Origin of the sequence: Oceanobacillus luteolus (genome assembly GCF_023715655.1) — a bacterium.
In the GTDB taxonomy this organism is placed as follows: Bacteria; Bacillota; Bacilli; order Bacillales; family Amphibacillaceae; genus Oceanobacillus; species Oceanobacillus luteolus.
The window spans coordinates 1-20,316 of the sequence record NZ_JAMBON010000036.1 but is presented as its reverse complement, the minus strand read 5'-3'; the positions used below and the strand labels follow the sequence as shown (position 1 = coordinate 20,316).

20 protein-coding genes are annotated in these 20,316 nt (G+C 38.2%); 10 read left to right on the top strand and 10 right to left on the bottom strand.

Annotated elements, in window-relative coordinates; all coding sequences use genetic code 11:
* Positions 1–80: 80 nt before the first annotated feature.
* On the bottom strand, positions 81–1,487 hold the full coding sequence (gene gnd, locus M3210_RS16055) for an NADP-dependent phosphogluconate dehydrogenase (RefSeq protein ID WP_251516441.1): 1,407 nt from the start codon (positions 1,485–1,487) through the stop codon (positions 81–83).
* Positions 1,488–1,764: 277 nt separating this feature from the next.
* On the opposite strand from gnd, the gene M3210_RS16050 reads away from it, so the two are divergent.
* Positions 1,765–2,154 (top strand): thiol-disulfide oxidoreductase DCC family protein, encoded by a 390-nt coding sequence (locus tag M3210_RS16050; RefSeq protein WP_251516479.1) that lies wholly within the window; start codon positions 1,765–1,767, stop codon positions 2,152–2,154.
* 17 nt (positions 2,155–2,171) lie between these two features.
* The gene (locus M3210_RS16045) at positions 2,172–3,242 is read left to right on the top strand and encodes a serine hydrolase domain-containing protein (RefSeq protein ID WP_251516440.1); all 1,071 of its coding nucleotides are present in this window, start codon (positions 2,172–2,174) and stop codon (positions 3,240–3,242) included.
* A gap of 11 nt (positions 3,243–3,253) precedes the next feature.
* Here M3210_RS16045 and M3210_RS16040 read toward each other — a convergent pair whose 3' ends face one another.
* From M3210_RS16040 to M3210_RS16030, 3 genes are all read right to left on the bottom strand, one after another.
* Positions 3,254–3,700, bottom strand: a complete 447-nt coding sequence (locus M3210_RS16040) for an NUDIX hydrolase (protein WP_251516439.1) — start codon at positions 3,698–3,700, stop codon at positions 3,254–3,256.
* Between the two features lie 62 nt (positions 3,701–3,762).
* Positions 3,763–4,182, bottom strand: coding sequence for a disulfide oxidoreductase (locus M3210_RS16035; protein ID WP_379598724.1), 420 nt, complete (start codon positions 4,180–4,182; stop codon positions 3,763–3,765).
* A 1-nt stretch (position 4,183) separates the two neighbouring features.
* Positions 4,184–4,855: a DsbA family protein gene (locus M3210_RS16030; protein WP_251516438.1), complete on the bottom strand. Its 672-nt coding sequence runs from the start codon at positions 4,853–4,855 to the stop codon at positions 4,184–4,186.
* Between the two features lie 180 nt (positions 4,856–5,035).
* Between M3210_RS16030 and M3210_RS16025 the strand changes: the two genes are divergently transcribed.
* Entirely contained in the window at positions 5,036–5,356 is a 321-nt protein-coding gene (locus M3210_RS16025; RefSeq protein ID WP_251516437.1) for an ArsR/SmtB family transcription factor, read from the top strand.
* Between the two features lie 14 nt (positions 5,357–5,370).
* Positions 5,371–7,890 (top strand): heavy metal translocating P-type ATPase, encoded by a 2,520-nt coding sequence (locus M3210_RS16020; protein ID WP_251516436.1) that lies wholly within the window; start codon positions 5,371–5,373, stop codon positions 7,888–7,890.
* 66 nt (positions 7,891–7,956) lie between these two features.
* Here M3210_RS16020 and M3210_RS16015 read toward each other — a convergent pair whose 3' ends face one another.
* The 5 genes from M3210_RS16015 to M3210_RS15995 all read right to left on the bottom strand — a co-directional run bounded on the left by M3210_RS16015 (position 7,957) and on the right by M3210_RS15995 (position 13,534).
* Positions 7,957–8,949: an LLM class flavin-dependent oxidoreductase gene (locus M3210_RS16015; protein ID WP_251516435.1), complete on the bottom strand. Its 993-nt coding sequence runs from the start codon at positions 8,947–8,949 to the stop codon at positions 7,957–7,959.
* Positions 8,950–9,110: 161 nt separating this feature from the next.
* A complete protein-coding gene (locus M3210_RS16010; RefSeq protein WP_251516434.1) occupies positions 9,111–11,024 on the bottom strand; it encodes an ABC transporter permease in 1,914 nt (637 codons plus the stop codon).
* Complete coding sequence (locus tag M3210_RS16005; RefSeq protein ID WP_251516433.1) at positions 10,999–11,769, bottom strand: ABC transporter ATP-binding protein; 771 nt, start codon at positions 11,767–11,769, stop codon at positions 10,999–11,001. The genes M3210_RS16010 and M3210_RS16005 overlap by 26 nt, the downstream gene beginning before the upstream one ends.
* 81 nt (positions 11,770–11,850) lie before the next feature.
* Positions 11,851–12,837 carry a sensor histidine kinase gene (locus tag M3210_RS16000; protein WP_251516432.1) on the bottom strand — a complete coding sequence of 329 codons (987 nt, stop codon included), beginning with the start codon at positions 12,835–12,837 and terminating at the stop codon, positions 11,851–11,853.
* Positions 12,830–13,534, bottom strand: coding sequence for a response regulator transcription factor (locus M3210_RS15995; RefSeq protein WP_251516431.1), 705 nt, complete (start codon positions 13,532–13,534; stop codon positions 12,830–12,832). Before M3210_RS15995 ends, M3210_RS16000 begins: the two co-directional genes overlap by 8 nt.
* A 149-nt stretch (positions 13,535–13,683) precedes the next feature.
* Here M3210_RS15995 and M3210_RS15990 point away from each other — a divergent pair, with 149 nt between their 5' ends.
* On the top strand, positions 13,684–14,067 hold the full coding sequence (locus M3210_RS15990; protein ID WP_251516473.1) for a hotdog fold thioesterase: 384 nt from the start codon (positions 13,684–13,686) through the stop codon (positions 14,065–14,067).
* Between the two features lie 64 nt (positions 14,068–14,131).
* Positions 14,132–15,052, top strand: coding sequence for an EamA family transporter (locus M3210_RS15985; RefSeq protein ID WP_251516430.1), 921 nt, complete (start codon positions 14,132–14,134; stop codon positions 15,050–15,052).
* 85 nt (positions 15,053–15,137) lie between these two features.
* On the opposite strand, the gene M3210_RS15980 is transcribed toward M3210_RS15985, so the two are convergent.
* Positions 15,138–15,716, bottom strand: a complete 579-nt coding sequence (locus M3210_RS15980) for a hypothetical protein (protein ID WP_251516428.1) — start codon at positions 15,714–15,716, stop codon at positions 15,138–15,140.
* Between the two features lie 212 nt (positions 15,717–15,928).
* Here M3210_RS15980 and M3210_RS15975 point away from each other — a divergent pair, with 212 nt between their 5' ends.
* From M3210_RS15975 to M3210_RS15960, 4 genes are all read left to right on the top strand, one after another.
* Positions 15,929–16,615, top strand: a complete 687-nt coding sequence (locus M3210_RS15975; RefSeq protein WP_251516426.1) for a response regulator transcription factor — start codon at positions 15,929–15,931, stop codon at positions 16,613–16,615.
* The gene (locus M3210_RS15970; RefSeq protein ID WP_251516424.1) at positions 16,602–18,662 is read left to right on the top strand and encodes a HAMP domain-containing sensor histidine kinase; all 2,061 of its coding nucleotides are present in this window, start codon (positions 16,602–16,604) and stop codon (positions 18,660–18,662) included. The genes M3210_RS15975 and M3210_RS15970 overlap by 14 nt, the downstream gene beginning before the upstream one ends.
* Positions 18,663–18,753: 91 nt before the next feature.
* Positions 18,754–19,434: a helix-turn-helix domain-containing protein gene (locus M3210_RS15965; protein WP_251516422.1), complete on the top strand. Its 681-nt coding sequence runs from the start codon at positions 18,754–18,756 to the stop codon at positions 19,432–19,434.
* A complete protein-coding gene (locus tag M3210_RS15960) occupies positions 19,374–20,192 on the top strand; it encodes an IS3 family transposase (protein ID WP_349774374.1) in 819 nt (272 codons plus the stop codon). The genes M3210_RS15965 and M3210_RS15960 overlap by 61 nt, the downstream gene beginning before the upstream one ends.
* Positions 20,193–20,316: the final 124 nt, after the last annotated feature.

Genomic DNA, 20,316 nt, shown 5'->3' with positions numbered 1-20,316 from the left:
TGAATCAGCAAACACCGATTCATGCTTTTTACTTTCACAAAAAAGTGAGCCAATCAACGTATGATTGACTCACTTTTTAATTAAAACCAGTTTGTATGGAATGTACCTTCTTTATCTTTTCGTTCGTACGTATGTGCACCAAAGTAATCACGCTGTGCTTGGATAAGATTTGCTGGCAGATCAGCAGCACGATAGCTGTCATAGTATGCAATTGCACTTGAGAATGTCGGCACAGCAATTCCGTGTTGGATAGCCAAAGCAACTACTTCACGTAATGCTTCTTGATAACCTTCTACAATTTCTTTAAAGTAAGGATCTAGCATCAAGTTAGCTAAGTTCGGCTCACGGTCGTACGCTTCTTTGATTTTTTGCAAGAAGTTTGCACGGATGATACATCCTCCACGCCAAATCATCGCAATGTCACCAAACTCAAGATTCCAATCATTCTCCTCAGATGCTGCACGCATTTGGGCAAATCCTTGAGCATAGGATACGATTTTACTCATGTAAAGAGCTTTACGGACTTTTTCAATCAACTCTGTACGGTCACCTTCGTATTTCGTTGCTGATGGACCAGATAATACTTTACTTGCCGCTACACGCTCGTCCTTCAAAGATGAAATGAATCGTGCAAATACTGACTCCGTAATCAATGGAAGTGGAACCCCTAAATCAAGTGCATTTTTACTAGTCCATTTACCAGTACCTTTCTGACCAGCCTTGTCCATAATGACTTCCACTAATGGCTGACCAGTTTCTTCATCTTTCTTCGTGAAAATATCTGCAGTAATTTCAATCAGATAACTATCCAATTCGCCTTTATTCCACTCTGTAAATACTTCACTAAGCTCTTCCGCTTCCATACCAAGAACATATTTCAAGATGAAGTATGACTCACCAATGAGTTGCATATCACCGTACTCAATTCCGTTATGTACCATTTTCACAAAATGTCCCGCACCATTTGGTCCAATGTAAGTAACACATGGATCTCCATCTACTTTTGCGGAGATTGCTTCAAAGATAGGAGCAACAAGTTCATATGCTTCCTTTTGTCCGCCAGGCATAAGGGATGGTCCATTTAAAGCACCTTCTTCCCCACCTGATACTCCCGTACCGATAAAGTGGATACCTGTTTCGTCAAGCATTTTATTACGGCGCATTGTATCTTCATAAAGCGTATTCCCGCCATCAATCAGGATATCGCCTTCTTCTAGATAAGGTTGCAACGACTCAATTGTTGCATCGGTAGCCGGGCCTGCTTTCACCATCAACATGATTTTACGCGGCTTTTCAAGGGAGTTAACAAATTCTTCAATTGTCTCCGCTCCAACGAAATTCTTGCCTTTTGCTTCATTTGCCAAGAATTCCTCGGTTTTTGCAAATGTTCGGTTGAACACCGATACAGAATACCCTCTGCTTTCAATATTTAAAGCCAAGTTTTTACCCATTACCGCTAAGCCGATTACACCAATTTGTTGTGCCATATCATTCCATTCCTCTCATACATAGGTTTTTTATATTATAAAAGTTCTTTATTAACAGCGTTTCCATTAAATTGCCATGTATTCAACATAGCTTTTGTTTCACCTTATTATATCGCAATTAATTTGCCGGTCAAACAAAAGAAGTGTTATATATATACAATAATAAATGAGTAGTACAGCTTTTACAAGTGATAATATGGTGAATAACCCATTGTAGAAATAATGTAAAAAACATATAATGGAAATAACAAATCATAAAGGTGGATGTTCGATGCCAATCAAACAGATTATCCTATTTGATGGAGAATGCAATTTTTGCGATCGTAGTGTGCAATTCATTATAAAGCGGGATCCTCAAGCTGTTTTTAATTTTGCTTCTCTACAAAGTGAAACAGGCAAAGAACTTTTAGCATCACACCTTATTCCTGAAGATAACGATAGCATTGTACTTATCTCAGGAGAAAGAGCTTATCAGAAATCGACTGCCACCTTACAGATTGCTAAACAGTTAAAGGGTTTATGGAAACTATGTTATATCTTCATTATTCTGCCTCGTCCAATTCGGGACTTTTTCTATGACAAATTCGCTAAAAATCGATACAAATGGTTTGGGAGAAAAGACAACTGTGCCATACCATCTCCTGAAATAAGAAAACGATTTTTATAGTACTAGGAGGACTAACATTGGTTAGCAATGAGTCTGAAATGAACATGGATGAAACCATGAAAAGCATTGATTCCTTCCTGAAAGAGACCATAGAATCAAAGAAAATCCCTGGAGCTGTCATCTTAGTTGCAAAGGATAAAAACGTGCTTTTTCATAAAGAGTACGGCTATGCCCAAATTACCCCTGTTCAAGTTCCGATGAAGAAAGATTCAATTTTTGACCTTGCTTCTCTAACTAAAATAATCGCTGCTTGGCCGGCAACCATGCTTTTATTAGATCAGAAATTAATTACACTCCAACATCGAATACCCCACTTCTACGATTACCATATTAATGCAACACTTCAAGATACCAACCTTTTACAGTTATTGACCCACACTTCAGGTCTCTCTGAACGGACCTATCTGATACAATACGGTCAAGATAAAGAAACCATCTTAAAAGGAATATTGGCTGATGGCTTAACTTATCCTCCAAACGAACAAGTGAAATATTGTAACCGTGGCTTTGTATTGTTGGGGGACATGATTGAAAAGGCTGCTGGAATGAGTCTTGATGCATTTCTCAAAAAAGAAATATGGAAGCCTCTAGGAATGATGGATACCACTTTTAATCCTGACAGCAGTTTAATTGACCGTGTCGTTGCAACAGAATATCTTCCTGATCGAAAAATGGTTAAGCGGGGAATTGTCCATGATGAAAATGCAGAACTACTGGGAGGAATTGCAGGTCATGCCGGGACTTTCTCTACAGCAAAAGATCTTGGTAAAATGTGCAGCATGATCTTAGATGCCTTAAAACATGATGAAAAATCCATTATTCCCAAAGATTTGATTGCCAGCTCATTTTTCAATTATACAAGAGGATTGAACGAAGCTAGAGGTTTGGCATGGCAAATCTATCACGAATGTGAAGAAAGTATTATTGTTGGCCACTATGGATTTACAGGCACAACAATCTGGATGGATATAAAGCAAAACATGTATATGATCCTTCTGACCAACCGAGTGCATCCGAGCAGGGATAATTCCAGTATCCATTCGATTCGCGCATTCGTGAGGGAACAGCTTTTTCCTTCATGGAAATGAGAACAGGCCATTTATGCCTGTTCTCTACTTTGCTTTCCCCTTAAAGTCGAATGTCTCTTGATGTAATCTCTCAAAAAGTCTTTATCTTCAGGAAAGGATAATTTCAACGTCTCTAGCTGATGTACGCTCTTCCAAGCAATGTCGTGAATCAGATGGTCCGGATCTTGGATTATTCTTCTTCCGCCAATAATGTTAACCAAAAAATAATGGACTTCAACGGAAATATCAAACTCAGGATATTTTTCTTTTTTCACCTTAATCTTTTCAATGATTTCTGTTTCATATCCTGTCTCTTCCGCAATTTCCCTCATGCAACATTCTTCGTACGTTTCGTCTTTTTCCTTACCTCCGGATGGGACAGACCAAGTTTTTTCCTCTTCGGGAGTCCCTTGTAGCACCATTAATAGTTCTCCCATCTCATTAAGACAAATACCAGCGGAACCTTGCCACTCTTTCATAGACTTCCCCCTCCCAGTTTACTCTATGTGACACTTACAGTTTAGTTAAGGATAAACGAATTTCATCGCGCTTTTCGAGTTAATAGCATGAACACTACAATTAAGGTGAATGCGATTAATGCTAAGAACGGAATCGTAATAAATCCTAGCCAATTAATGTATTCAGCACTGCATGGCACACCACTAGCGCATGGCTTTATTGCTGCAAAACCCGGAACTTTCTGCTGTAAATAATGAAAGAGCGAAATGGACCAGCCAATCACTGCCAGTGGCAATATATATTTCTTAACCGAACGGTCATTTTGGAATGTTGCTATTCCGAGAATCACCGCCAAAGGGTACATCAATATCCGCTGATACCAACAAAGTTCGCATGGAATAAAGCCTCGAATTTCACTAAAGTAAAGACTGCCGAGTGTAGCTACGATAGACACTAGCCAAGCTGTATAAAGTGTATACTGTGACAAGTCTATTTTCATCATCTTAATTTTCCTCTAGTTCGCTTTCTATTGCTTCTTTAATTGCCTCGTAGTCGAATGGATCTTCTATCATCGTTTCATTTACCATGATAGTAGGTGTAAGTTCCACGTTGAATTCGGTTACTAATTCAGTGTCTTTATTCACTTCATCCATTTCGGAATTGTTTTCAATCTGTGCTTCTAAATCCTCTGCATCAATTTCAGGAATTCCATTTGCTATTTCCATTACTTTTTCCATCGTAAGCCATTTGCTATTATGATCATCGCTTGGTTGTGCGTCGAAAAGTTTTAAATGAAACTCCCAATAGGCATCCGGGTTTTGTTTATAAATCGTTTCAGCTGCTAAGGACCCCAATTCAGACTCTTCTCCATGGAATAGCACGTTAATAAAAGAAAATTTCACCTTTCCAGTATGAACATAGTCATTTACTAACTGAAGGAAAACACTGTCTCCCCAAGCCTTGCATGCAGGACACTTATAATCTCCAAATTCTACTACTGTTACAGGTGCATTCTCATCACCTAATGTAGGTTGCCCTTCGATTGATGGTTGTTTTTCAAATGTCACTTCTTCATTTGAATCAGATTTATTATTATTGATGACGACTAAAGCAACAACTAATGCAACAATGATCAATGTTGCAATCACAATTAATTTAAACGGTGATTTTTTCATTAGAACACCTCTCCATTCTTTAGATAATCTTAATTTTACCATCAAACTTTTATTTATAGCTTTATAAAAGGGATTGTTCAAAGCATGTTCAAAAATAGAAGTTTGACTTACATATTAGAATTTACTAATATGATACTAACAAAACATATTAGTAAGTTCTAATATGAATGGAGGATGTAGATGTTAAAAGTTGATATAGATACAAAGATGAAGTTTCTGCAAGGCTTTTCTCATAAGACAAGAGTTCAGATACTTGAAAGTATTAAAGAAGAGGAAAAAACAGTTTCCCAAATTGTTGAGGAGCTTGAAGGCAATCAGTCAAATATATCCCAACATCTCGCATGTTTAAGAGGGTGCGGACTTATTGTCGGAAGACAAGAAGGAAAATATGTACACTATCGTGTGCGTAATCAATTAGTACGTGATTTATTAACGATGTTTGATGTAGTGCTTGAAGATGTTCATAAAGATATTGCTTGTTGTGATAGTCACATCGATTGAAAAGGGTGATATAGATGGCGGATAAATGCTGTGGTACAAACAATGAAATGAAGACCATGGAAGATCAAAATAGTTGTTGCAGCAGTCAAAAGTCGGTCAATGGAATAGCTGTTACTGCAACAAATTCATCGTGTTGTAGTAGTACTGACAATGATGGTATTCCGGGCCCAATGGATTGTTGCAACAATGAGGTTGAAAAAACATCAAACAACGGCCCATCGGTTACAGAAGCTGAAAAGATTGAATACCGGATTTATGGAATGGATTGTCCTTCATGTGCCTTAACGATTGAAAAAGGCCTTAACCGCCTTAATGATATTCAAGAAGCTAAAGTAAATTACAACACTGCAAAATTACAGATCATAGGAAGCAACGCCCTTTCTCTTGATAGAGTGGAAAATGAAATCCAAAAGTTAGGTTTTTCTGCGGAACCGCTGATTGAAAAAAGTAATATCAGAACATACGATGTACTTGGAATGGATTGCAGCAGTTGTGCGAAAAGTATCGAAAATCACTTACATACCGTCCCTGCAGTGAATAGTGTTACGGTCAATTTTTCCACTGGAAAAATGAAGGTGGAGCATGAGAACAGTGTTGATGATATTATTTCCGAGGTTGCTAAAATTGGATTTAAAGCATCACCAATCAGAAAAAGCAGTGATACTAGGGATACTACAAATAATAATCAGGGGTATGGCTTAATAGCTTTCTCTGGTATATTGATTGCACTTGGCTTTATTGGCTCTTATAGCGGTGTATCCGCATTTATCACCACTATCTTATACTCAATTGCCATTGTTGTAAGCGGCTATAAACCTGTAAGAAGTGCTTATTACGCGGTAAAAAGCGGTTCACTGGATATGAACGTTTTAATGTCTGCAGCTGTTATTGGTGCTGCTTTGATTGGAGAATGGTTTGAAGGTGCAACTGTCGTCTGGCTATTTGCCTTAGGTAATGCACTGCAAACCAGATCCATCGAGCAAACTAGAAGCTCTATCCGTAACCTCATGGATTTGGCACCATCCGAAGCATGGGTTTTGATCGGATCTGATATGGTTAAAAAGCCTGTAGAAGAAGTATCTGTCGGTCAGATTATTGTCATTAAGCCTGGAGATCGAATCCCTTTAGACGGTGAGATCATTGAAGGCGAGACAAGTGTGGACCAAGCGCCTATCACCGGGGAATCCATACCCGTTGATAAATCAGCTGGAGATTCGGTATATGCAGGTACGATTAATGAAAGTGGTTCAATTGAGGTGAAAGTCACTAGGCTAGTTGAAGATACAAGTCTATCAAAAATCATTCACTTAGTTGAAGAAGCTCAGGAGCAAAAGGCACCTACCCAAGCATTTGTCGATAAGTTTGCCAGTATTTATACTCCGATTGTCTTTTTATTGGCATTAGCAGTGATTGTGCTACCACCCCTATTCGGCTTTGGGACTTGGGGAGAGTGGTTTTATAAAGGTTTAGCATTATTGGTAGTCGCCTGTCCGTGTGCACTTGTCATCTCTACCCCAGTCGCCATAGTTTCGGCGATTGGAAATGCTGCAAAGAACGGTGTCTTAATCAAAGGTGGGACCTTTCTTGAGAAAGCTGGTGCAATTGATGCAATTGCATTTGATAAAACAGGTACATTAACAGAAGGTAAACCAAAAGTCTCTGATATTATAACGCTAACTACTTCTGAAGATGAATTAATATCACTAGCTTTTACATTAGAAAATCACTCCACACACCCAATCGCAAAAGCTATTGTTGAATATGCCGAAGATAGTGGAGTCCAGGCTAAAAGTGGAAAATCATTCAAAAACATCGTTGGTAAAGGTGTGCAAGCAATAATCAATGGAGAATTCCATTATGCAGGTAATATAAAACTGTTTGAAGAAATGAATGTACCTATCCACCATGTTAGGACGCAGGTAGAGCATCTACAAACACAAGGAAAAACAGTAGTAATGATAGGTACAGAACATGAAATAATGGGAATCATCTCTGTTGCTGATACGATTCGATCTACTACTGTTAAAGCATTACATGGTTTGAAGCAAGTTGGAGTGAATCAACTTGTGATGTTAACAGGTGATAATGAAGGTACTGCCAAAGTGATTTCAAAAGAATCGAGTATCAATCGCTACTTTGCAGAACTATTACCGGAGGATAAAGTTGATGCCATTCATCAATTACAAAAAGAAGGTCATGAAGTCGCTATGGTTGGTGACGGAATCAATGATGCTCCCGCACTCGCAACCGCTGATTTAGGGATTGCTATGGGTGGCGCAGGAACCGACACAGCAATGGAGACAGCAGATATTGTCCTTATGGCAGATAATCTGGAAAAGTTGCCACACACCGTTAAATTAAGTAGGAAAGCATTAACGATTATTAAGCAAAACATCTGGTTTTCTCTAATTGTAAAATTTATTGCTTTGACTCTTATTTTTCCAGGCTGGCTGACACTCTGGATGGCCGTTCTCAGCGATACAGGTGCTGCGCTTATCGTGATTTTAAACTCCCTCAGACTTTTGAGGGAGTAAGGGTAAAAAGGTAAGCTGTTTGCCATTTTTGCACAGCTTACCTTTTTATAATGATGTTCACTACTTTTATAATAATTCCCTCGCCAACAATCGATACACTTCCAGCCGCTTCTCTTGCGAGTGTGGAATACTTACAATCATCGTTTCATCAAACCCATATTCTTCTTGCTGTTGTTGTAAAAATGCTGCAACTTCCTTCACTTCACCGACAATATGCTGTTTTCGATTTTCTTGAATCGTCATTTTATCCATTTCCGTTAAAGGATAGTCCTTTGCTTCTTCCGGTGTAAGCACCTGCATATTTTTCCCTCTCATAAATAGAAGACGCCATATATCTTGTGGTTTTGCCTCATATTCCGCTTCTTCCTTCGTTTCAGCAGTAGTAACCATGTAACAAACATTAATTTGTGGCTTTTCCATAAAACTGGAAGGGACAAAACTGCTTTTATATAGATCAAAAATTGCTTTTGACATTTCTCCAGTGAAAAATTGGGCATAAGAATAACCTACTCCCCTTAACCCTGTTTCTCTGGCACTATTACCTGTAGAACCGAGCATCCAAGCTTCTGGAAGAGTGATATCGTATGGAGTTGCAATGATGTTGTGGTATAACGGATCTTCCGGGATTTCATCGTTAATCAGCTGTAATGCAGTATCAAATTTCTCATACATATTATGTACCATCGGCTGACGGCCTTCCGATAAAGCATACATAGAATAATTATCACCGCCTGGTGCACGTCCAACACCAAAGTCAATTCTCCCTGGTGAGAAACCGCTCAACGTCTTAAATACTTCTGCAAGCTTCAAAGGCGAATAATGCATCATCATGACGCCACCTGTACCAATCCGGATATTTTTCGTTTTTGCCGCTAAGTGGGCAGCTATGATTTCAGGGGCAGAACTTGCTAAAGTATTCGTACTATGATGTTCAGCCAACCACATACGATGATACCCCAGCTCATCGCCCAACACAGCCAATTCTTCCGACTTTTTCAATGCGTCCGCTGCTTTATTTCCTTTTGTGATTGGGGCTTGATCTAATATACTTAATTTCATTTATATCTATCCCTTTCCTATAAAAAAATAAATCACCTTCATCTTACAGAAACTATATAAAAGCTGCCTTATATCAAGTATAGTATACTGTTTTCACAATGCCATTCATTTGCCTATATAAAAAAGAACATGGAGAGTTGTACTCTTCCATGTTCTTTTACTTAATTCGTTATATAGCTTTTTATCCTTCGAATATAATTGTGACGGATAAAGATAAAGTAAATAATTTGAACTAGAGTAAAGCTTCCTAATACAAGGACTGAGCTTTGAAGCATGCTGTAATCAAACATATTTTTAAGGGCAGTGAGAGCCACTGCACCATGAATCAATGCAACCGAAATCGGAATAAAGAACAGCAAAGCCAACTGTATCGTCAATACTTTTGATAATTCCTTTTCCGTCAAACCTATTTTATTGATCATTGCGAATTTCTGTTGTTCACTTTCCAAATCAGCATATAATCGGAAGTACAAGAAACTGCCGGCTGCTACGAAAAATACGGCTCCGATGAATAACCCAATAAATAATGTTGCTCCGAGGGATTGGTTCATTACACTCCAGTCATGACCTAAACTTTGAATGTAAAAATTATCACCATAACCACGCGTTTCATCCACTTCAAATTCATTCAGCAAGTTCATACCGATATCTGCTGTAGCTTTCCAGTCTGACACATGAAACACATGATAACTTTCTCTTTCGTACTCCGTTATTTCATTGAAAAATTGATCATCCACAATAAAGTAATCGTCGTACGTACGGATTAAAGTAGAACCTAGGGTAGATATTTGATGTATTTCCGTGTCGATTAAATCTACGGTTCGTTCATTTTCTACCTCAATCTCCCTGTTCGCATCCACTACAGGATGTTCAAAATAATAATAAACAGCCTCATTTCCATCTAATTCCACCTGTACTTCTGTCTGACCTCCCGCTTTTGCTAATGCGTTGAATTCAGATTCAGAGATGATGCCAGTTAGAGGTTGATACTCTGTAGCCAAACTAGGTATTTCGACGTTTTTAATTTGAAGAGAGGCATTAGTGTATGGCGTCCCTTCCAACTCTGAAGTTATTGTTTGAAGGTGCTCTATCTCTTGTTCATTTCCCGATGCAGAGTAATATTCCAATGCAAAGATACGCTCTTCGACAAGAGAATTCGTAAACATAAACCGAAAACCAACAAGAGAGCCAATGGCAGTAAAAGCAACTGTAGAAACAATAGCTACGAAAAAGAAAGTCCGTGCATTATCCTTCATGCGGTTTGACAAATCAGAGAATAAAACGAGGTTCGTTTTTTTCCAAAACAGTGACTTACGATTTTTTAACCGGTGAATGATAAATACACTTAACTGTGTAAACAGGAAATACGTACCAATAATCACTATAGTAGTCACCGGAATCATCGCGAAGATTACAGCTTCACCTTTTACAGATAATGCAACTCCATATCCTACCGCCAATAATAGAGCAGCTAAAACAGACAATAATACAGACGCTTTTGGCTCTTTTTTAGGTACTGCACTACCTTTAATTAAATCTATTAATTTATTTCCTTTCAGAATCCAAACCGTACAAAAGGAGATTACTACAAATAACAACAAGAAAGCTACACATGTTAAGAGCATTGCTTGCCATGGCATATAAAACGGCAAGGGAGCCCTTAATTCCAGCACAGACTCCGCCATCATCAAAATAAGCTTCGCAAAAACGAGACCGATTCCAACTCCCCCGATAGTTGCGACGAATCCAATCAACACGTTTTCTAAAAAGACCATCTTTCTCAATTGTTGATTCGTCATGCCAAGCATTACCATGAGACCGAATTCTTTCTTCCTGGAATGAAGAAAGGCACTCATCGATATTAGAACAAAAATAAAGGAGAATATATAAATGATCGCCTCGGCGAAATGCAATCCTGTAGCCACTCCTGGATGTACTTCCGTCAACCCTGGATGAAAAGCGAAAATCGCATAAACGAAGAAAACTAGGACAGAAAATAAACTACTCAGGAAATACGCTGCATAAATCCGTTTATTCCGTAATACATTATTAAACGCGAATTGACGAAAGGTCACTTGCATCCCCTCCCAACAGCGATAACACATCAATGATTTTCTGGAAGAATGCTTGACGATTATCTCCACGATGAATCTCATTAAATAGCTTACCGTCTTTAATAAAGACGACACGTTCTGTATAGCTTGCGGCAACCGGATCATGAGTTACCATCATCATCGTTGTCTGGTCTTCCTTATTTATCCGCTCCAGCATTGTCATCACCGTCCTGGACGCTTTAGAATCTAGATTTCCCGTCGGTTCATCCGCAAGTACCATTTTCGGCCGATGAATGATGGCACGAGCAATTGCCACACGCTGTGCTTGACCTCCAGATATTTCATATGTCCGTTTTTTTAATATCGGATGTATGCCTAACTTTTCCGCTACGGCAACTACACGTTTCTCCATTTCCTTTATACGTACACCTTCCAAAGTAAGTGGAAGTACAATATTTTCCTCAACGGTTAAAGTAGGCAATAAATTAAAATCTTGAAAAACGAATCCCAACTCTCTTCGGCGGAATACAGCCAGTTCATTGTGGTTGAGACGAAGTGGGTCCTTGCCGTTCACTTGAATAGACCCCGATGTAGGTTCATCGATTGTGGCAACCATATTTAATAAAGTTGACTTCCCACTTCCTGAAGGCCCCATAATACCAACAAATTCACCTTCCTCAATGGACAAATCAATATCTTCCAATGCCTTGTGGGCAACTTTTCCATCATACACCTTACTTATATTTTTCATTTTTAGTATATCCATAAAAAAACCCCTTCCTTCTACAACTAGTGTAAAAGAAAAGAGGAAATTTAAACATCGGTCAAGCTTTCATTTACCTTACACTTATGTAAGGTTGTTGCTGAATGTTAAAATTACGCTTGTTCCTTCTCCTTCTATAGAGTCAATGACTACATCATGTCCCAACTTATCACACACATCTCGAACCAGTGACAGGCCCATTCCTGTCGATTCTTTAAAGGTTCTTCCATTTTCACCGGTAAAGAACGGATCAAACACACGTTTCAAGTCGAAATTAGGAATACCTATCCCATTATCTTTAATAATTAATCGTGTCCCATTAGAATGTTGTTCTTCAAATATATAGACCTTATCCCCTATTCCAGCTGAATACTTTACTGCATTCGTTATAATTTGATTCACCACAAAGACTAACCATTTCTCGTCAGATTCAACAGTGAGATCTGAGATATGCACTTCTGGATATACTTTGTTCTTAATAAACAACCGTTTATTTTCATGTATTACTTGTTCAACCACTTTCTTCAGCGGTACAGGCTTTACATGGAAGTCCTGTTCAAATACTTCCAATCGGGCAGCATATAGAACCATTTCCAAACCCTTTTCGAGTTTGTCGGTTTCTTCTCTTATACTCAGTAGCTGGTCGTCATCATAGTCCTGGATGATTAACTCAATGACTGATAGTGGTGTCTTCATTTGATGCACCCATTGATTGATAAAAGTTACATGTTCGTTCCGCTTTATCTCTGCCCGCTCAATTTCCTCGATATACAAGCGATGCTGTGCTTTAAGCAACCGCCCGAGTGCTGTTGAAAGTGGTGCCCCGTCCAACGTTTCAAAGACTTCGTCCAGATGTCCGATTGGATTTGCCAAGCGCCGGTAAAAAGCTTGTAACGTTACATAACGATAAACTAAGTAAACCGTTAAAAAGAAAGTTCCTAAAAAGAGAGTATAAAAGATCAGTGAGCGTTCTTGGAACCCACTAACCCAAAGAACTATCAGGATAATAACAAGTTGAAGTACATTTATTAAAATAAGCGGAAACTGATCGCGGAGAAATAGCTTAATCATGGTGGGTTCTCCAGTTCGGAACAAGACGGTATCCTGCTCCACGAATCGTTTCAATTGCATTGTGAATATTTAACTCCTGAAGCTTCTTCCTCACTCGAGTAACATTCACATTCAATGTATTTTCATCAACAAAGGACTGGTCATCCCATAATTTCTCCAACAGCAGTTCTCTTGAGACGATCCGTGGAAAACGATTCATCAACATCTCAAGGAGCACCGCCTCTTTTTTTGTCAATGTAATAACATGATCTTCTTTTTCTAGTTCCAGTCTTTCCATGTATAGAGTCAAACCATCCATTTCGATTGTACGTTCTTCGATCTTTGGTGCATATTCTCCGTATGCCCTGCGTAAGCTGCTCCGAATCTTTGCGATGACTACTTCATACGCAAAAGGTTTCGTAATAAAGTCATCTCCGCCATTCTCTAACGCCATCACCTGGTCCATTTCTCCTGAACGGGCAGAGAGGAATAGAATAGGACATGTTGAAAACTGTCTGATTTGCCTGCACCAATAATATCCATCATAACTCGGCAGATTGATATCGAGTAGAACAAGGTCCGGTTGTGCCTGCTTGAATTCCTCAGTAATTCCATCAAAATTCCTCGCGACTATCGCATCATATCCATATTTCTTTAAATGGTTCTGTAATAGAGATGCAATTTTGGAGTCATCCTCTATAATTAAAATCTTCGCCATTGGCAATCGTCCTTTTTAATATGTCATTTACCTAAGTATAACGAATGTAGTTTCCATATTAAACAAGATTATTTAATTGAACTTTCTAAATGTTTTACTATATCGATTTCAAAGGTTAATATTAGTATAAATATAATAATGGGAGGCTTATTATGGAGACGATCATGGAAGCAATTGGAATTGAAGTTGTGGAAATTACCGAAGAAAAGGTTGTCGCAACCATGCCTGTCCATGGACCGACGAGACAGCCATATGGACTGCTCCATGGAGGTGCATCGGTTGTACTCGCAGAGACCGTTGCAAGTGTCGGAAGCTTCAACCTGGTAAAAGCAGAGAATAAGGCGGCAGTTGGATTGGAAATCAATGCGAATCATATTCGAAGCATGCGGGAAGGAAAAGTGAAAGCAGTTGGTACACCTTTACATCTTGGAAGAAAGACACATGTGTGGGACATTAAAATCACAGATGAAGAGACAGGAAAGTTGATCTGTGTCTCACGCTGCACCATAGCGATTATCGACAATAAACAATAGTTGGTTTTCAGGGATAGATTCAAATTTTACTTGTCCCAATATAAAGTAATGGAGAATGCGCAAAGTGAAAAGACAGAATAGAAATATCGGGTTTTTCTTTGTTATTACAGGGGCAACATTTTGGGGAGTCGGGGGGACAGTCGCACAAAAGCTTTTTCAAGACTTCCAGATTGACGTGGAGTGGCTAGTCACTGCACGGCTTTTAATTGCCGGCTCTTTACTTTTACTCATACAGTACTTGACTAGGGACCGCAAACAAATAGTTGAGGTGTGGAAAAATAAACGTAATGCTTTTCAATTGTTAGTATTTGGCCTATTTGGCATGCTGGCGGTCCAATATACCTATATGGCTTCGATTAATCATGGAAATGCAGCTGTAGCCACCCTGTTGCAATATCAAGCACCAATAATGATTATCGTGTACTTACTGATAAGGAAACAAATGCAACTAAGGCAAAAGGACTTCATCACCGTATTTCTATCATTAAGCGGCTGCTTCCTATTGTTAACGAATGGATCTCTATCCACTCTATCAGTTCCTGCTCCCGCGATTATATGGGGGATTTTATCAGGCGTGGCATTAGCATTCTATACATTATACGCCGCTTCCCTCCTCGCCTATTTTGACTCGCTGGTGATTGTTGGCTGGGCGATGATCATTGGAGGGATGTCATTGAGTTTTGTACATCCACCGTGGAAAATGGACTTCCTCAGTTTGCCACTTGAAGGTTATGTGTATTTAATTTTTGTCATCATCTTTGGTACGATGATCGCCTTTTGGTTTTTTATCGAAAGTTTACATAGCCTATCACCGAAGGAAACGAGTTTAATCGGTAGTTTGGAGCCAGTTGCTGCTGTTTTGACGACTGTTTTTTGGCTGCAAGAGCCTTTCGGAAGTTTCCAATGGATTGGGACAGCATGTATTATCGCAATGATATTGTTTATGGCAATGAGTAAAGAGAAAGAACAAGTTTTAGCTGATTGAATCAAGTAAAACGGACCCTCAGAAGACTGGAGGTCCTATTTTTCTTTCTACTAATAGAAATTCCATCTTGATTATCACTTCTCGATCAGGCTTCCATCGTAGTTGCAAGCCGATGCTTCGCCACAAATTCTGTATCGAACCCATTCGTATAGTTCGACAACCTTCCTTGATACACCACCTCGAATGTAACAGTGAATGGTAAGTCCGACGGTTTGATTAGGGATAGGTCATTCTCGACTTCAATTATTCCACATTCCTTTAAGACAGTTGCAACAAATTGAGAACAGAAGAACGCATTTTTCTTTTTGATGGGCTTGTTAAGCATAACACCAAATAATCCTGCCAGATGATAGTGATAGTCCTCCTTTTGTTTGTACATTTTTTGAATACAATCTTGAATCCTTTCAAACTGTTCCACCGTTACTGTTAAAGAATAGACGGCACATTTCGCACGACGAAACAGAATTGAAGAAGTATCTTCTTTGACAAGTCCAGCACGGAATGGATTTCTGGGCTGCTTCCTGCCAAAACTATATACCTCTCTTAATTCTTTATCCAAAGCAATCGAGGCATGATTATATGGTGCTTTCGTAAAAGCTTTGATTAACCTCGTAAATATAGTTCCTGTATCCGTTAATAAAAGATATATTTGTTTTCCTTCCATGATTTCATTCCCCTTAACTATTGTTAAAATAAGCATAGAGAACAATACTTAAGAAAAGCTGTATACAATTCTTAATAAATCCTTAAGATTGAAGTAGGAGCAGAATGATAAGAAAACCTTAAGAAATAGATTCGTTGATTATTAAGATTTAGTTGTTATGATGATGACAGCTCGAGAAAAGGCCCCTGAAAATTGATGTAGGAGTGACGTTCATGAACATCTTAATTTGTGATGACGATAAGGAAATCGTTGAGGCAATTGGGATTTATTTAGAAAATGAAGGATATACGATTTTTAAAGCTTTTCATGGTGGAGAAGCTATCGAAATCATCGAAAGTAATGAAATTCATTTAATTATTATGGATATCATGATGCCAGTAATGGATGGTATGAAGGCCACACGAAAAATTCGCGAAGAAAAAAATATACCTGTCATCATGTTATCAGCAAAGTCGGAGGATACAGACAAGATCCTTGGGTTGAATTTAGGTGCAGATGATTATATTACGAAGCCATTTAATCCGTTGGAGCTGATTGCAAGGGTAAAAGCAAACTTAAGAAGATACACTACTTTAGGAAGTCTCGAACAGAACGACAACGTCTATCAAACGGGTGGCCTTGTGATTGACGACGAAAGAAAAAGCATTACGGCAGATGGAAAAGAAGTTCATCTTACACCTGTCCAATACAAGATCCTGACACTGCTTACTGCAAATGCTGGACGGGTATTTTCCATTGAAGAAATTTATGAAAAAGTCTGGAACGAGCCAGCCTACCAACCAGAGAATACCGTAGCCGTGCACATCCGGAAAATCCGAGAGAAAATCGAAATCAATCCGAAAGAGCCGAAATATTTAAAAGTCGTTTGGGGAGTTGGATATAAAGTTGAAAAAATATAGTCATTCTAATACTACAAAAGTAATCGTCTTTTTCATTATGATTGCTTTTTTTACAGGAGTCATCGCTTCACTAGTCAATATAGTGACCGTTCCATATAGTAGTGTACTGCAGAAGAGTTATTTCCAAAGTGGTGCATATATGGAGGAAAGTTTACAGTCGATCGACGACCTAACCAGTCTTATGACGGAATATAAAAATGAGGAACATATTTTAGATGGAGGATCGATTGATAAATACGAATGGAAAGAAGTAGAAGATGAGCTATTCTCAGAATACCTGTATTTAAACCGTTCAAATGAAGATGATTTTCAATCAGAAAAACAGCAGTATGAAACATTCAAAAAAGAATATGCTGAAGAAATCTCATCTACAAGAGAACAACTCATCCAGGATGAGCTGAGAGAATATCATAAAATATTGCAGCGTCTAAAAAATGTGGAGGAACCACTTTTCTATGCTACAGATGGTGCAAAAGAATTCAGTAACACAAAACTGGAAGGTTCTGATGATTTCGAAGCGCTCCCTTCGTACTTTATTTATGAGGATTACAACTTGGAAGCCTATCCTAGAGAAACGAATAAAAGCCAATATATACACTGGCTTACAGAACGGACAGACCAACTAAATCCGGAAAATACGGTTATTTATTTTGGCTACACCGAAGAATTTTTAGCTCCACGATTAGCACAATGGGAAGCAAATAGTGAAATCGCTGCAGAAAACTTATTTAAACTTACATTGTTCATGCCCGGGTTTATCTTTTCATTCATATATCTTGCTTTAGTAATTGGCAGAAGATCCTTTAAAGACAAGGAGATCCACTTTCATTTTGTCGATAAATTATACAACGATTTGAATGTTATATTCTGCTTTTCACTAATCTCGTTATTCGTCGTATTATTGGACTTTCTACTTGAAATCAATCATCAATCCATCATTCCGATGATTATTCTAATTGCAGTAATTGGTTTCGTACTCATCTTGTCACTTGTTAAACACTTTAAAAACCATACGTTGATTAAGCACACATTATTTTATCAAGTCATCTATCGTTTAGCCCAATTCATAGCCAATGTGTATCGAAGTGGCAATATTGGAATCAAGACCGTACTCATCGTCATCGGATACCCTGTGCTGATTGCCGCCACATTCTTCATGTTCCCTGTAACCATTGGAATTGCAGCTTGGTTCGCTTATAAGAAAGTAAAAGAATTCCAAACCATTCAAGATGGTGTTGCAGCAGTTAAAGCAGGTAATATCCATCATCGTATTCATGTGGAAGGTAAAGGCGAATTTGCGAGGTTAGCGGAAAATGTCAACACCATCACAGATGGATTAAAGAACGCTGTGGATAATGAGCTGAAAAGCGAAAGGTTAAAAACAGAGCTGATTACAAATGTGTCCCACGATATTCGAACTCCACTCACTTCGATCATTACGTATGTGGATCTGTTAAAGCAGGAAGAAGATCCCGGGAAAGCGAAAGATTATGTGGAGGTTCTCGACCAAAAAGCGAAAAGGCTAAAAGGTTTAACAGATGATTTATTTGATGCAGCGAAAGCATCCAGTGGTGATATTCCCGTACAGCTTGAAAAGATTGATGTCTTATCCCTGCTCACCCAAGGATTAGGAGAAGTAGCGGATAAAATTGAAGAAAACAACCTAACATTTAAAATGAACCATCCCGAAGATAAAGTATATGTTACAGCAGATGGAAGATTGCTCTGGCGTTCCATTGAAAATTTACTATCAAATATATTTAAATATACGCTGAAAGGTTCCAGGGTGTATATTGATATTGAAGATGTGGGAGAAGAAATTCAAATTGAATTCAAAAATATCTCCGCTACAGAATTGAACATCAAAGCCGACGAGTTGATGGAAAGGTTCAAACGAGGAGATGAATCTAGGACTACTGAAGGCAGCGGCCTCGGATTGTCGATTGCAAGAAGTTTAATCGAGCTGCAAGGTGGAATATTTTCTCTTCACATCGATGGTGACTTGTTTAAAGCAGTCATCCGATTAAAGACATACCATATAGAATAACTATGAAAGAGACATCCAACATAGTGATATGCTCCCCTTTAAGTAGACAGATTAAAAAATAAAAATCTGTTTACTTTGGGGGAGTTTTTTTATGTCCAATATTTACTATTCAGTTGAATTTAAATATGAAGTAATCATGGCTTATAAATCTGGAGAATATTCTTTTTCAGAAATATTTTCAAACTATAAAATTAATAAGAATACCTTGTATAGGTGGATTGAAAAGTTTGATAGATATGGAAAGGAAGGATTAGCTGATTCAAGAACTTGGAAACGGTATTCAAAGGAATTAAAGGTAGCTGCAGTTAAAGATTATTTGTCAGGGGAGTACTCTCAAAATGAAGTCCTTCGAAAGTATGACATATCTAGTAGTGGGGTATTCCACCGATGGATTAAAAAGTATAATGGTCATAGAGAATTAAAAGATACAGGAAAAGGAAGGACAAGCTCTATGACTAAAGGACGAAAAACGACTTTGAATGAACGTATTGAGATAGTACAAGATGCATTAGGTAACGGAAAGAATTATCAAGATACAGCTGAAAAACATCAAGTATCATATCAACAAGTTTATCAATGGGTACGTAAATATGAAGATGGCGGTTGGGATGCGTTGAAGGATCGTAGAGGGCGTTCGAAGAACGAAGAAGAATTAACTTCTGAAGAAAAAATGAAGTTAGAGATTCGCCGAATTGAAAAAGAAAATGAACGATTACGTGCCGAGAATGCATTCTTAAAAAAGTTAGAGGAGATCGAAAGGAGGCGAAAATAAGTCAAGTAAGATTTGAAGATAAATATATTGCAATTAAAGAACTTTATGAAAATGAGGAACTCAGCATTGTCATGTTATGCGAAATTGCAGGTGTTTCAAGAGCTGCTTATTATAAATGGTTAAACCGTAAGCCTTCCTCTCGAGAACTTGAAAACGAAGAAATTATTAAGGAAATGAAAGCTATCCATAAGAATGTTAAGCGTATATATGGTTACCGTCGAATGCTGATAAATATCAATCGAAAGTTTGGCAAGAGTTATAATCATAAACGAATTTATAGGCTAATGAAAATTGCCGGGATACAATCTGTTATTAGGAGGAAGAAGACACGATATAAGCGTTCAAAACCTCAGCACGTTGCAGAAAATTTATTAAATCGGGAATTTCATGCTGAAAAACCTAATGAAAAATGGGTAACTGACGTTACCGAGTTTAAATACGGTACTTCAAAGAAAGCTTATTTAAGTGCGATTCTAGATTTATATGATGGTTCAATTATTAGCTATGTTTTAGGACATTCCAATAATAATAATCTAGTATTTAAGACCCTGGATCAAGCTACAGATCAATTAGAAACTGACCGCCCACTCATTCATAGTGACCGTGGTTTCCAATATACTTCACATGGGTTTAAACGTAGAATTGACGAGGCAAAAAAGACTCACAGTATGTCAAGAGTAGGAAAATGTATTGATAATGGACCGATGGAATCGTTTTGGGGAACCCTCAAATGTGAAGAGTATTATTTACATAAGTAGGGAGTGTAAAATAAACTGTGTAAGTGAGAGAGCGTACGGCTCTTGCTTCGCAGTTTATTTTTTTATTGTTAGAATAAACATATAAGATTGGGAGGTTATTCTATTGACTAAGTCAAAGCGAGAT

Coding starts and splice junctions, on each gene's coding strand:
- M3210_RS16025 (WP_251516437.1), top strand. CDS start 5,036: ATGTTAAAAGTTGATATAGATACAAAGATGAAGTTTCTGCAAGGCTTT.
- M3210_RS16020 (WP_251516436.1), top strand. CDS start 5,371: ATGGCGGATAAATGCTGTGGTACAAACAATGAAATGAAGACCATGGAA.
- M3210_RS15975 (WP_251516426.1), top strand. CDS start 15,929: ATGAACATCTTAATTTGTGATGACGATAAGGAAATCGTTGAGGCAATT.
- gnd (WP_251516441.1), bottom strand. CDS start 1,487: ATGGCACAACAAATTGGTGTAATCGGCTTAGCGGTAATGGGTAAAAAC.
- M3210_RS16005 (WP_251516433.1), bottom strand. CDS start 11,769: ATGGATATACTAAAAATGAAAAATATAAGTAAGGTGTATGATGGAAAA.
- M3210_RS15995 (WP_251516431.1), bottom strand. CDS start 13,534: ATGGCGAAGATTTTAATTATAGAGGATGACTCCAAAATTGCATCTCTA.
- M3210_RS16040 (WP_251516439.1), bottom strand. CDS start 3,700: ATGAAAGAGTGGCAAGGTTCCGCTGGTATTTGTCTTAATGAGATGGGA.
- M3210_RS16030 (WP_251516438.1), bottom strand. CDS start 4,855: ATGAAAAAATCACCGTTTAAATTAATTGTGATTGCAACATTGATCATT.
- M3210_RS15980 (WP_251516428.1), bottom strand. CDS start 15,716: ATGGAAGGAAAACAAATATATCTTTTATTAACGGATACAGGAACTATA.
- M3210_RS16035 (WP_379598724.1), bottom strand. CDS start 4,182: ATGATGAAAATAGACTTGTCACAGTATACACTTTATACAGCTTGGCTA.
- M3210_RS16000 (WP_251516432.1), bottom strand. CDS start 12,837: ATGATTAAGCTATTTCTCCGCGATCAGTTTCCGCTTATTTTAATAAAT.
- M3210_RS15965 (WP_251516422.1), top strand. CDS start 18,754: ATGTCCAATATTTACTATTCAGTTGAATTTAAATATGAAGTAATCATG.
- M3210_RS16015 (WP_251516435.1), bottom strand. CDS start 8,949: ATGAAATTAAGTATATTAGATCAAGCCCCAATCACAAAAGGAAATAAA.